The organism is Brachybacterium sp. J144 (assembly GCF_036321705.1).
Classification (GTDB): Bacteria; Actinomycetota; Actinomycetes; order Actinomycetales; family Dermabacteraceae; genus Brachybacterium.
Window position 1 is genome coordinate 47,968 of the sequence record NZ_JAZDCG010000007.1, and the last position, 11,604, is coordinate 59,571.

Here is an 11,604-nt window from a genome sequence, read left to right on the forward strand (position 1 = left end):
TGCGAGTGCTCCGAGACTCCCGCCTCCCCGTCCTGATCCTCGCCGCGCTTCTGCTCGCGGCCTGCTCCGCCGAGGAACCGGCCCCCGCTCCGGAGTCCACCGTCGCCGAGGCGCCGACGGTCACGGAGGAGCCGACGACCACCCCCGCTGCCTCCGACGCCGGGGGCGCGACCACCCAGCCGCCCGCGCCGATCGCCGTGACCCCCGCGCCCGAGGGCTTCGCCCCGCCCTCGGCCTGCACCGGGGAGGGCGCCTACTTCGCCGAGGTGGGCACGCCCGCGACGCCCGCGCTGCCCGAGCGCGACGGGCAGGGCCTCACGGTCACCGCGACCGGCATCGAGGGGGACGACGCCCTCCTCGAGGTCGTGGTCGGCGACGGCGAGGCGCAGCAGGTCGAGGCGATCACCCTCGGCGAGACCGTCGCGGTGGAGGGCTGGACCCTCTCCGTGACCAGCGTCTGCGCGGACACCCAGCAGGTCGAGTTCGACCTGATCGACTGAGCGTGTTCGACCTCGACCGGATCGGCGCCGGGCTCCCCGTCTCCGCCGCGCGCGCGGAGCTCCTCGCCGCCGCCCGCACCGGGGCGCTCGTGGTCACCGCACCGCCCGGAACCGGCAAGACCACGCTGCTGCCGCCGCTGGTCGCCGACCTGGTCGAGGGGCGCACCCTGGTGACGCAGCCGCGCCGGGTCGCGGTGCGCGCCGCCGCCCGCCGCCTCGCGACCCTCGACGGCGGCCGGATCGGCGAGCGGGTGGGCTTCACCGTGCGCGGGCAGCGCAGCGTCGGCGCGGACACCCGCATCGAGATGCTCACCCCCGGGGTGCTGCTGCGCCGGCTGCTCGCCGATCCCGCGCTGCCCGGCGTCGGCGCGGTGCTCCTGGACGAGGTGCACGAGCGGTCCCTCGAGACGGACCTGCTGCTCGGCATGCTCGCCGAGGCTCGGCTGCTGCGGGAGGACCTGCTGGTCGGGGCGATGTCCGCGACCCTCGACGCGCAGGCCGTGGCCGCGCTGCTGGGCGGCGCACCGGTGGTCGAGGTGCCGAGCCCCCTGCACCCCCTCGAGATCAGTTACGCCCCCTCCCCCGCCCTGCGGCTCGACGCCCGCGGCGTGACCCGCGAGTACCTCGCGCATCTCGCCGGCGTCGTCGCCCGGACCCGCACCGACGGCGACGCCCTGGTCTTCCTGCCCGGGGTGCGGGAAGTCGACGAGACCGTCCGCCGCGTGCGGGAGCTCGTCGGCCCCGGCACCGAGGTGCTGCCCCTGCACGGGCGCCTGCCCGCGGCGGCGCAGGACCGAGCAACCGGCGGTCGGTCCCCCGGGGACCCGCCCCGGATCGTCGTCTCCACGGCCCTCGCCGAGAGCTCGCTGACCGTGCCCGGCGTCGACCTCGTGATCGACGCGGGCCTCTCCCGCGAGGTCCGCCGCGACCGCGGCCGCGACATGTCGGGGCTGGTCACCGTGAGCGCCTCCCATGCGGCCCTCACCCAGCGCGCGGGCCGCGCCGCCCGCCAGGGTCCGGGCCGCGCGGTGCGGGTCCTCGCCGAGACGGACCTCGCCGGCATGCCCGCGCACTCCCCGCCCGAGATCACCACGAGCGACCTCACCGACGCCGCCCTGCAGCTCGCCTGCTGGGGGACGCCGCGCGGCGAGGGCCTCGCCCTGCTCACGCCGCCGCCGGTCGCCGAGATCACCGCCGCCGAGGAGACCCTGCGCGCGCTGGACCTGGTCGACGCGGACGGCCGCCCCACCGCGGAGGGCACCGCCGTCGCGCGGATGCCCGTCGGCGTGCGGGAGGCGCGGGCCCTGCGCGGCGGCAGCGCCCGGCAGGCCGCCGAGGTGGTCGCGACCGTCTCCGGCGACCAGCGGCCCGACGGCGGGGACCTCGACGCCCTGCTGCGCGGCCTGCGGCGGGAGCGGCCCGAGGCCTGGCGGCGCGAGGCGGACCGGCTCGAGCGCCTCGCCCCGGGGGGCGAGCCGGTCTCCGACGGCCACCTGCTCGCCCGCGCGCGACCCGAACGGATCGCGCGGCGCGTCGGCCCCCGCAGCCTGCTGCTCGCCTCCGGGACCCGCGCCGCCCTCCCCGAGGGCAGCGGGCTGATCGGCCACGACTGGGTCGCGGTCTGGGAGGTGCAGCGGGCGGAGGGCCGCGCGGCCGACGGCACCGGGGCGGTGGTCCGGGCCGCCGCGGCGCTCACCGAGGAGGCCGCGCTCGCGGCCGGAGCGGGTCTGCTGCGCACCGAGCGGATCGCCCGGCTCGAGGACGGGGCGGTGCGGGTGCGGCAGGTGCGCCGCCTGGGCGCGATCGAGCTGTCCTCCACCCCCGTCGGCGCCCGCGCCGAGGACACCGTCCCCGCCGTGCTGGGGGCCGTGCGCGCGGGCGGCCTCGGGGTGCTGCGCTGGAGCGAGGCGGCGAGCTCGCTGCGGGCCCGGTTGGACCTCCTGCACCGCGAGCTGGGGGCGCCCTGGCCCGCGATGGACGACGCCTCCCTCGAGGGGCGGCTCGAGGAGTGGCTCGCCCCGCAGGTCTCCGCCCGCACCACCCGGCTCGAGCAGGTCGACCTGCTCGCGGGGCTGCGCTCGCTGCTGCCCTGGCCCGAGGCGGCCGCGCTCGACGAGCTGGTCCCCACCCGGCTCGGCCCGGGGCAGCGGGTCGACTACGCGCTCGGCGAGCGCCCCGTGGTCGCGGTGCGCCTGCAGGAGGTGCTGGGGCTCTCCGAGACCCCGCGCCTGGTGCGCGGCCGGGTCCCGGTGCTCTTCCACCTGCTCTCGCCGGCCCGTCGGCCGCTCGCCGTCACCGACGACCTGCACTCCTTCTGGGACGGGCCGTACCAGCAGGTGCGCAAGGAGATGCGCGGGCGCTACCCGAAGCACTCGTGGCCGGAGGACCCGCTCACGAGCTGACGGCCCCGGCCTGCGTCGCCACCTGCATCGCGACCTGGTACTCCTGGATCACCCGGCGTACCGCGTCCGCCACCGGGACGTCCACGTCGAGCGCCTCGATGCGACGCTCCAGGTCGCGCCGGCCCACCCCCGGCAGGTCCTCGCAGAGGATGCGATGGGCGATGCCGAGGGCGCGCAGGATCTCGAGCAGCACGGCGTCCTGGACGCTCGCCCGACGCGGGTCCTCGAGCGCGGCGACGAGCCGGGCGCGCAGGGAGGTCTCGACGGTGTCGTCGTGCGTCGGCCAGGTGGTGGTGAACCAGCCGTCCTTGCGGACCACCACGCCCTCCGCGGCGAAGGACGCCCCGATCACCTCGGTGAGATCGAGGGAGCGATGGGTGATCACGGCGGCGAGACGCGTGCGGCGCAGCTCGGTCACCGCGCCGAGGGCCTGGTCGATGATGGGAAGACCCGTCGAGGCGGTGTCCACCACCTCGACCCGGGGCCGCCGCTCCTCGGTGAGGGTGATCTTCTCGCGCAGGGCCAGCTCGGCGAGGGCCGCGGCAGCGAGGGCGACACGACGGTGCTGGGTGGAGTCCTGCCGCCCGGCGTCCGTGGTCAGCAGGAGGAACAGCTCGGCAGGGATGGTCGTCGTAGGCATGCGGTCCATCGTCACGGGCACAGCGGGAGCTGGCATCATGCGATGGTCGACCCCCGCCCCGACCGAGGACTCCCCGAGGACATCATGCGCCTGCTCTCCACCCCCTCCCGCCTGTACGGGACCCTCGCCCTCGCCGAGATGGTCACCTGGACCCTGCTGCTGCTCGGCATGCTGCTCAAGTACGGCCTGCACGCCACGGAGGTGATGGTGCGGATCGGCGGCAGCCTGCACGGCTTCGTGTTCCTCGCCTACGTGGTGGTGACGGTGCTGGTCGCGATCGACCAGCGCTGGCGGCCCGCGGATCTGCTGCTGGGCATCGGCTCGGCCTTCGTGCCCTACCTGACGCTGCCCTTCGAGCGGTGGGTGCGCCGACGCGGGCTGCTCGCCGAGAGCTGGCGGCTGCGGGCCGAGGACGGCCGCACCCTCCCCGAACGCCTCGTGGCCCTCGCCCTGCGTCGACCGCTCCTGGCCGGCCTCGTCGCGCTCGTGGTGATCGCGGTGGTGTTCTCGCTGCTGCTGATGGCGGGGCCGCCCACCGAGTGGTTCGCCTGAGCATGCGCTGCTCCCACTACGAGGCCGGGGAGTGCCGCTCGTGCACCCTCCTGGATCTGCCGCGTGCCCGGCAGGTCCAGGACGGCGGGGCGCGGGTGCGGGATCTGCTCGCCCCCTTTGCCGACGGCGACGTGTGGGGGCCGCCGATCGTCGGTGCCGAGTCCGGCTTCCGCGCCCGCGGGAAGATGGCGGTCGGGGGCACCGCCCAGGATCCGGTGCTGACCCTCCCCGGGCAGAAGGAGGGCGCGGACCTCAGCGACTGCCCGCTCTACCCCGCCGGGGTCGAGGAGGTGCTGCAGGGGGTGCGCGCCCTGATCCGGCGCGCTCAGGTGCCGCCCTATGACGTGGCCCGACGCCGCGGCGAGATCAAGAACGTCCTGGTCACAGCCTCCCCGGACAGGGAACATCTGCTGCGGCTGGTGCTGCGCAGCGAGGCGAGCCTGGAGCGGATCCGCGAGCATCTGCCCGCCTTCCTGGACGCGCACCGCTCCGTCGTCTCGGTGAGCGCGAACCTCCATCCCGAGCACACCACCGCCGTCGAGGGCGCGCGCGAGATCCCGCTGTGGGGCGCGTCCTCCGTCGCCGTGCGCACCGGGGACGTGGTGCTGCACGCGCGGCCCCGCTCCTTCCTGCAGACCCACACCGAGGTCGCTGGCGAGCTGTACCGCCAGGGCGCGGCATGGCTCGCCGATCTCGCGCCCGCCGCGCGGATCTGGGACCTGTACTGCGGGCTCGGCGGTTTCGCCCTGCACGTGGCCCGGGCTCTGCCGCAGGCGGAGGTGACCGGGGTCGAGGTCTCCGCCAAGGCGATCGACGGGGCCCGCGAGGCGGCCACCGAGCTGGGCGTCGCGGCGCGCTTCCTGGTCGCCGACGCGACGCAGTGGGCGATCGACGAGGGCGTGCCGGACGCGGTCGTGGTGAACCCGCCGCGGCGCGGGCTCGGCCCGCGGCTCTCCGCCTGGCTCGAGGACAGCGGCGTCCCGGACGTGGTCTACTCCAGCTGCAACCCGACGACCCTCGCCGCGGACCTCGCGGCGATGCCGTCCCTGCGGATCACGGCCGGGCGGTACGTCGACATGTTCCCGCACACCGCGCACGCCGAGGCGATCGTGCGCCTGCGCCGAAGGAGCGCCCCATGAGCGAGCCCCACGTCCTCCTGCTGACCCTCGGCGGGACGATCTTCATGACCGAGTCCGCGGGCGGGGGCCATGCCGCACCCGACGCGGAGGCGGGGCGGCGCCTCGCCGCGACCGCGGTGGACGGGCTGCGGGTCACGGCGCGACAGCTCGCCAACACCTCCTCCTCCGACCTCCGCCCGCACCACTGGCGGCGGGTCCTCGAGGAGGCGCGGGCGGCGGTCGACGACGGCGCCGTCGGGGTCGTGCTGACCCACGGCACCGACACCCTCGAGGAGACCGCCTTCGCCCTCTCGCGCCTGTGGGACCGGGAGGCGCCGCTCGTGATCACCGGGGCGATGCGCCCGGCGAGCGCCCCGGGGGCCGACGGGCCCGCGAACCTGCGCGATGCCCTGATCGCGGCCGCGGACCCCGCGGCGCGCGGGCTCGGCCCGCTCGTCGTCTTCGACGGGATGCTGCATCTCGCCGACCAGGTCACCAAGGCCTCCTCGCGCTCCGTCTCGGCCTTCGCCTCCCACCCCGTCGGCCCCGTCGGGATGGTCGACGACGGCCGCGTGGTGCTGCTGCAGCGCCCGCTGCCGCGACCCGCACCGCTCGACCTCGAGCTGCCCGACGCGCTGCCCCGCGTCCCCGCGCTGATCGCGGGGATCGACGAGGACCTGGCCCTGCTCGACCACCTTCCGACGGGCGCGATCGCAGGACTGGTGATCGCGGGCGTGGGGATGGGGCACGTGGCCCCGGAGGCGATGGACTGCATCCGGCGGCTCTTCGCGGCGGGCATCCCCGTGGTGGTCGCGACGCGGATCGCGACGGGAGGCACCTCCGAGCACCACTACGCCTATCCGGGCAGCGAGGTGGACCTGCTGGCGGCCGGTGCGGTGATGGCCGGTTTCCTGCCCCCGGCGCAGGCGCGGCTGCTGCTGCAGCTGCTGCTCGCCGCCGGGGTGCAGGACGTGCGGGGGGCGTTCAGGGATGCCGGACCAGGCAGAACGGGTGCCCTGCCGGGTCCAGGTACACCCTGAAGCTGCCCGAGGCGGAGGGCTGCTCGGCGTGCACGCTGCCGCCGAGGGCCAGCACCCGCGGCTCGGCCGCCTCGATGTCGCTCACCGAGAGGTCGAGGTGGAACTGCTGCGGGTGCTTCCCGCCGGGCCAGGTGGGACGCGCATAGTCCTCGATCCGCTGGAAGGCGAGGGTCGCCTCGCCGTCGGGGTTCTCGGGGGTGATGCCGCCGCGCGGCGGGGAGAGGGTGGCCCAGTCCGGGTCGGAGCCCTCCTCGATCTGCCACTGCAGGAGCTTCGCGTAGAAGGTCGCGAGCTCCATCGCATCGGGGCAGTCCAGGACGATCAGGTCGAGAGTGGGGACGACGGGGCCCTCATCCAGGTTCTCCATGGGGCCACCGTAGGAGGTGCGTCGCGCCCTGGGAAGTCCCGTTCACCATCGGGGGCCGCGCGGTGACAGACTGGTGGGGTCCGTCCTCGACCCCCGAAGGAGGCCCCGCCGTGGCCGTTCCCGTCGATCCGACTCCCACCCTGCAGGAGTACGCCCACCCCGAGAAGCTCGTGACCACCGCGTGGCTCGCCGAGAACCTCGGTGCCGACGGGCTCGTGGTCGTCGAGTCCGACGAGGACGTGCTGCTGTACGAGACCGGCCACGTGCCCGGCGCCGTGAAGGTCGACTGGCATCTCGACCTCAACGACCCCGTCTCCCGCGACTACGTCGACGGCGAGGGCTTCGCCGCGCTCATGGACCGCCTCGGCATCACCCGGGACACCACGGTGGTCGTCTACGGCGACAAGTCGAACTGGTGGGCCGCCTACGCCCTGTGGGTCCTCGAGCTCTTCGGCCACCCCGACGTCCGCCTGCTCGACGGCGGCCGGGCCGCCTGGCAGGCCGAGGGCCGCGAGATGACCACCTCCGACGAGGGCACGCCGGCGCCGACCTCCGGGTACCCCGTGATCGAGCGGGCCGACGCCCCGATCCGCGCCTTCCGCGAGGACGTGCTGGGGTTCCTCGGCGGGCAGCTGATCGACGTCCGCTCCCCCGCCGAGTACACCGGCGAGCGCACCCACATGGCCGAGTACCCGCAGGAGGGCACCCTCCGCGGCGGCCACATCCCCACCGCCCGCTCCGTGCCGTGGGCCCGTGCCGCCGCCGAGGACGGCCGCTTCAAGCCGCGCGCCGCCCTCGAGGCGATCTACCGCGACGAGCTCGGCTTCGAGGCCGCGCAGCCGGTCATCGCCTACTGCCGGATCGGCGAGCGCTCCTCCCACACCTGGTTCGTGCTGCGGTACCTGCTGGGCTTCGAGGACGTCCGCAACTACGACGGCTCGTGGACCGAGTGGGGCAACGCCGTGCGCGTCCCCGTGGCCCGCGGCACCGAGCCGGGCGAGGCACCGGCCCGATGAGCGCCGCCTTCGCCGAGATCGCCGAGGACTTCCATGCGCTGACCGGCCGGGACCGGCTGCAGCTGCTGCTGGAGTTCGCGAACTCCCTCCCGGCCCTCCCCGAGCGCTACGCGGAGCATCCCGAGCTGCTCGAACCGGTGCCCGAGTGCCAGTCCCCGATCTTCCTGATCACCGAGGTGGAGGGGACCGGGAGCGGAGCCACCGCGCACCTGTTCTTCTCCGCCCCGCCGGAGGCGCCCACGACGCGCGGCTTCGCGGCGATCCTCGCCGAGGCGCTCGACGGCCGCACCGTCGGCGAGGTCCTCGAGATCCCGGAGACGGTCACGAGCGAGCTGGGTCTCGCCGAGGTGGTGAGCCCGCTGCGGCTGAACGGCATGGCGGGCATGCTCGCCCGGATCAAGCGGCAGCTGGCCCAGAAGGCCGGCCTCTAGGCCGTCAGGAGCGCCGCCTGAGCCGCCACAGGGTCGCGGCGGCGCGACTCAGCTCCTGCCGGGCGACACGCAGCGCGGCCGGATCCAACCGCTCGGCGGGCTCCGCCGGCGCGGGATGCCGCGCGGCGAGCGCGCTGGACTCGACCTGTTCGTGCCGCGCGATCGCCGTGCGCAGCTCGAGCGGGACCCGCACGAGGCGCTCGAGCCGATCGCGCACGGCGCCGCGCAGCAGCTCGGCCTGTCGGGCCAGGAAGTCCTCCTCGGTGCCGCCGGGGGCCATCGCCCAGGCCCGCGAGAGGAGGTAGGAGGCGAGGTCCGCAGCGGTCTCGAGCGAGAAGCCGTAGGCATCGGCCGCGTAGTCCCCGTCGCGCAGGGCCAGGGCGTCGTCCCGGGCGAGGGTGCTCGGGGCGATCACCAGCGAGGCGACCACCTGGTCGAAGACGGCGCGCACGGCCGGGTCCGCGGCGACGTCCGCCGCGAGCAGCTCGGCGCGACCCCAGCCGTCGGGGAGGTCGACCAGTTCGGTGCCCTCGCGGGCGAACTCGTCGACCGCGGCATCGAGGACGAGGCGGTGGGCGCGGCGCACGACCTGGGCGGCGTCGGCACCCCGCGGCAGGTCGGGGACGACCGCGCGGACGTCGGCGAGGATCGCGTCCCGCGGGGAGGCGGGCGGGGTCAGGCGCATCATCACTCCCGGCCCGGCGGCTCGTCGAGGAACTCGGTGCTCGCGAGGTCCTGCGGTATCGGGTCCTCGGGACCGAGGCCGGTGTACCAGCTCGGGAGCAGCCGCAGGATCGCCTCGAGCAGGGGCTGCTGGTCGAGGTCCTCCCCGGCGCGCGCGGCGGGCTCGGTCTCGACCAGCCACTGGATCAGCAGGTCGAGCGAGCCGCCCGCGAAGTAGCGCCCGATCCGCTCGTGGGGCAGGTCCAGCGGGACCACGTCGCCCATCCGGTCGAGGGCGACGACGTGCAGGTCGGCGAGGGTCCCGACGAGGATCAGGTAGGTGCGGTGGGAGAACTTCCACTCCAGGGCGCCGCGCAGGAAGGCGTGGTGCCGGGCGACATAGGCGACCATCGTCGCGGCCGCGACCTGGACCATCTCCTGGGTGGTGCCGCCGGCCGCGGCGAGCTCGCGCCCCCGCTCCTGCTGCCGGTCGAACATGGTGCCGAGCATGCCGCCCATGAGGTCGTCGAGCCCCGAGAAATGGCTGTAGAAGCCGGCGCGGCTCACCCCGGCCCGCTTCGCGAGGGCGTTCACGGTGATCTCCCCATCGGCCACGGTGAGATCGCGCGCGGCGGCGAAGATGGCGGCGCGGGTCCTGGCGGGGCGCGGATCCGGGGCGCGGCCCTCTGTGGCGGTCATGGCCCCATGGTAGGCGGGGGTGAGAGAGGATGCGTCGCGTGCGCTCCTTCCTCTCCTCCGCGATCCCGCCCGATCCCCCGCTGCTGCGGGGCCTCGTCGGGCAGACGGTCCTGCACACGCGGGTGGCGGCGCGCGGGACCTGGACCGTGACCGAGCGCGGGGCGGTGCTGCACGCCCGGATCCAGCGACTGGACGGCGACCCGGTGGGCCTGCGGGACGCCCGGGTCGTGGGGGCGCGGATCGCGGGCGCGGGGATCGGCGTCGGCCAGGAGCTGTGGGTCGCCCTGGAGGGCCGGCGCCGCCTCGTCGTCGCGCCACGCTGGTCGCTCGAGGGCCCCTACGGCGCGCTGCTCGCGGTGGACGACGACGGGGAGACCCGCGCCGTGGCGGCGGGCGCGCCGCGCTTCGCGACGGCGGAGCGGATCGACGAGTTCTCCCGGTCGACGCCGAGCAGCATCGAGGAGCGCCTCGCGGAGCTGGGCCGGGAGGGCCCCTTCCATCCCGGGCAGGTCGTCGAGGTGCTCGCCGCGGCGGGGGCGCTCGAGGACGAGGAGTTCGCCGTCCGGGGACCGCTGCTGCTGGGCCGGATGCTCGCGCGCGGCGAGCTGCGGGCGGGCTTCGTGGTCGACGGCGCGTTCCGCGCCTGGGAGCTGCCGCTGGCGGACGTCCTCGAGCACGTGGCCTGGACCTGGGGAGGGCTCGGCGGGCGCACCCCGGGGCGGGACATGATCGCGTGGTTCGCCCTCAGCCCTGCTGGCCGCGAGGCCCTCGGCCCGCCGCGCCACCCCTGACGCACGAACGAACTGTAACCGCTCGTGGGCCCACCGAGATAGCTTTTCTGGTCGGATGTCCGTTTGGCCGGGTCCGCTGGGACGGGACGGGGGCGCTACCCTGGGTCCGACCGACCGGAGAGGCGTGTGAGATGCCAGAACGTACCGTGAGGATCGCGAGCACGAGCGGGCTCCACGCCCGGCCCGCCGCGATCTTCTCCCAAGCCGCGAGCGAGCAGAGCGCCGAGGTGACGATCGAGACCGCCGGATCCGCCGCCGTGAAGGCCTCGAGCATCCTGATGCTGCTCACCCTGAACGTAGGCCACGGCGACGAGGTGACGCTGCGCGCGGAGGGCGAGGGGGCCGAGGAGTCCCTCGACGCGCTCGTCGCGCTCCTCGAGAGGAATCTCGACGACGCGCTCTGAGGACGACGACGGGCCCCGGTTCTCACCGGGGCCCGTCGATCACCTGGGCGGTAGCGGCGGGATTTGAACCCGCGGTGGCTTTGACACCACACATCATTTCGAGTGATGCACCTTCGGCCGCTCGGACACGCTACCGCCGGACAGCGTAACCGCCCCTCCACCTCCTGTTCAAACCGGAGCCGGGCGGGGGCGAGTCAGATCACTCGCCGCGGACCACCACGACATTGCCCACGCCGTGCAGCACCGTCGCATGCGCCGCCGAGCCGAGGGCCGTCTCGTCGGCGCCCCGATGCCCCATCACCAGCACCCGCGACCCCGCGGCCGCATCGAGCAGACCGTCCGGGACGGTCCGCGCCGGGAGGATCTCGACCCCGTCCGGGATCCCGCCGCGGTCCGCACCGGGGACCGCGACGTGCACGCGGCGCAGCGGGGCGCCCCAGGCGGCCGCGAGACGTGCGCCGGTTTGCTCGGCCCGGCCGCTCACGGGCGATCCGTCGACGGCGACCAGCACGGGGCCGGCGCGATGCTCGGCCGAACGGATGATCGCGACCGGGCAGCCCGTCTCGTGCAGCAGCCCGCGGCTGACCGATCCGAGCAGCAGGCCGAGCACCCGGCCCAGGCCGCGGGTGCCGACCACCAGCAGGGACGCGTCGGCGGCGATCTCCGAGAGCACCTCGCGGGGCTCGCCCGGGACCAGTTCTGCGCGCACCTCCAGCCCGGCGACGTGCGAGCGGACCTCGTCGGCGACCTCGTCCATGTGCCGCTGCGCCTGGTTGTGGGGACCGGCGGCCGCGAGGGTCGGCATGCCGGTCAGCTCGTCGCCCAGCAGCGGCCACGACCAGGCATGGACGATCCGCAGCGGGGTCCCAGTGGCGGCGGCGAGATCCGCCGCCCAGCGCACGGCCTCCGCGGAGGCGAGGGTGTCGTCGTAGCCGACGACGATGTCGCTGACGCTCATGCACCCAGGGTACGCCGCCAGTA

14 protein-coding genes and 1 tRNA gene are annotated in these 11,604 nt (G+C 75.3%); 9 read left to right on the forward strand and 6 right to left on the reverse strand.

The window, feature by feature from the left end; translation table 11 throughout:
• The first annotated feature begins 5 nt into the window (after nucleotides 1-5).
• Nucleotides 6-500, forward strand: a complete 495-nt coding sequence (locus tag V1260_RS04470) for a hypothetical protein (RefSeq protein WP_329745596.1) — start codon at nucleotides 6-8, stop codon at nucleotides 498-500.
• Nucleotides 497-2,902, forward strand: coding sequence for an ATP-dependent helicase HrpB (hrpB, locus tag V1260_RS04475; protein ID WP_329745654.1), 2,406 nt, complete (start codon nucleotides 497-499; stop codon nucleotides 2,900-2,902). Before V1260_RS04470 ends, hrpB begins: the two co-directional genes overlap by 4 nt.
• Here hrpB and V1260_RS04480 read toward each other — a convergent pair.
• Nucleotides 2,892-3,542: a GOLPH3/VPS74 family protein gene (locus V1260_RS04480; RefSeq protein WP_329745597.1), complete on the reverse strand. Its 651-nt coding sequence runs from the start codon at nucleotides 3,540-3,542 to the stop codon at nucleotides 2,892-2,894. The genes hrpB and V1260_RS04480 overlap by 11 nt on opposite strands.
• Before the next feature lie 42 nt (nucleotides 3,543-3,584).
• On the opposite strand from V1260_RS04480, the gene V1260_RS04485 reads away from it, so the two are divergent.
• Genes V1260_RS04485 through V1260_RS04495 form a run of 3 tightly spaced genes read left to right on the forward strand, consistent with a single transcriptional unit; the run spans nucleotide 3,585 to nucleotide 6,252 of the window.
• Nucleotides 3,585-4,094 (forward strand): DUF3817 domain-containing protein, encoded by a 510-nt coding sequence (locus tag V1260_RS04485; protein ID WP_329745598.1) that lies wholly within the window; start codon nucleotides 3,585-3,587, stop codon nucleotides 4,092-4,094.
• Between the two features lie 2 nt (nucleotides 4,095-4,096).
• Complete coding sequence (locus V1260_RS04490; protein WP_329745599.1) at nucleotides 4,097-5,233, forward strand: methyltransferase domain-containing protein; 1,137 nt, start codon at nucleotides 4,097-4,099, stop codon at nucleotides 5,231-5,233.
• Nucleotides 5,230-6,252 (forward strand): asparaginase, encoded by a 1,023-nt coding sequence (locus tag V1260_RS04495; protein ID WP_329745600.1) that lies wholly within the window; start codon nucleotides 5,230-5,232, stop codon nucleotides 6,250-6,252. Before V1260_RS04490 ends, V1260_RS04495 begins: the two co-directional genes overlap by 4 nt.
• Here the strand turns inward: V1260_RS04495 and V1260_RS04500 are convergent.
• The gene (locus V1260_RS04500) at nucleotides 6,197-6,619 is read right to left on the reverse strand and encodes a VOC family protein (protein WP_329745601.1); all 423 of its coding nucleotides are present in this window, start codon (nucleotides 6,617-6,619) and stop codon (nucleotides 6,197-6,199) included. The genes V1260_RS04495 and V1260_RS04500 overlap by 56 nt on opposite strands.
• A gap of 110 nt (nucleotides 6,620-6,729) precedes the next feature.
• Here V1260_RS04500 and V1260_RS04505 point away from each other — a divergent pair, with 110 nt between their 5' ends.
• Nucleotides 6,730-7,635 carry a sulfurtransferase gene (locus tag V1260_RS04505; RefSeq protein ID WP_329745602.1) on the forward strand — a complete coding sequence of 302 codons (906 nt, stop codon included), beginning with the start codon at nucleotides 6,730-6,732 and terminating at the stop codon, nucleotides 7,633-7,635.
• Nucleotides 7,632-8,066 carry a SufE family protein gene (locus V1260_RS04510; RefSeq protein WP_329745603.1) on the forward strand — a complete coding sequence of 145 codons (435 nt, stop codon included), beginning with the start codon at nucleotides 7,632-7,634 and terminating at the stop codon, nucleotides 8,064-8,066. The genes V1260_RS04505 and V1260_RS04510 overlap by 4 nt, the downstream gene beginning before the upstream one ends.
• 4 nt (nucleotides 8,067-8,070) lie before the next feature.
• On the opposite strand, the gene V1260_RS04515 is transcribed toward V1260_RS04510, so the two are convergent.
• Both V1260_RS04515 and V1260_RS04520 read right to left on the reverse strand, forming a co-directional pair.
• Nucleotides 8,071-8,754: a hypothetical protein gene (locus tag V1260_RS04515; protein ID WP_329745604.1), complete on the reverse strand. Its 684-nt coding sequence runs from the start codon at nucleotides 8,752-8,754 to the stop codon at nucleotides 8,071-8,073.
• The gene (locus V1260_RS04520) at nucleotides 8,754-9,428 is read right to left on the reverse strand and encodes a TetR/AcrR family transcriptional regulator (RefSeq protein WP_329745605.1); all 675 of its coding nucleotides are present in this window, start codon (nucleotides 9,426-9,428) and stop codon (nucleotides 8,754-8,756) included. Before V1260_RS04520 ends, V1260_RS04515 begins: the two co-directional genes overlap by 1 nt.
• 38 nt (nucleotides 9,429-9,466) lie before the next feature.
• Between V1260_RS04520 and V1260_RS04525 the strand changes: the two genes are divergently transcribed.
• Together V1260_RS04525 and V1260_RS04530 are read left to right on the forward strand one after the other, a co-directional pair.
• The gene (locus V1260_RS04525; RefSeq protein WP_329745606.1) at nucleotides 9,467-10,219 is read left to right on the forward strand and encodes a hypothetical protein; all 753 of its coding nucleotides are present in this window, start codon (nucleotides 9,467-9,469) and stop codon (nucleotides 10,217-10,219) included.
• 131 nt (nucleotides 10,220-10,350) lie between these two features.
• On the forward strand, nucleotides 10,351-10,623 hold the full coding sequence (locus V1260_RS04530) for an HPr family phosphocarrier protein (RefSeq protein ID WP_329745607.1): 273 nt from the start codon (nucleotides 10,351-10,353) through the stop codon (nucleotides 10,621-10,623).
• A gap of 48 nt (nucleotides 10,624-10,671) precedes the next feature.
• Here V1260_RS04530 and V1260_RS04535 read toward each other — a convergent pair.
• Nucleotides 10,672-10,758 (reverse strand) — tRNA-Ser (locus tag V1260_RS04535).
• A gap of 64 nt (nucleotides 10,759-10,822) precedes the next feature.
• Complete coding sequence (locus tag V1260_RS04540) at nucleotides 10,823-11,581, reverse strand: universal stress protein (RefSeq protein WP_329745608.1); 759 nt, start codon at nucleotides 11,579-11,581, stop codon at nucleotides 10,823-10,825.
• Between the last annotated feature and the right edge of the window lie 23 nt (nucleotides 11,582-11,604).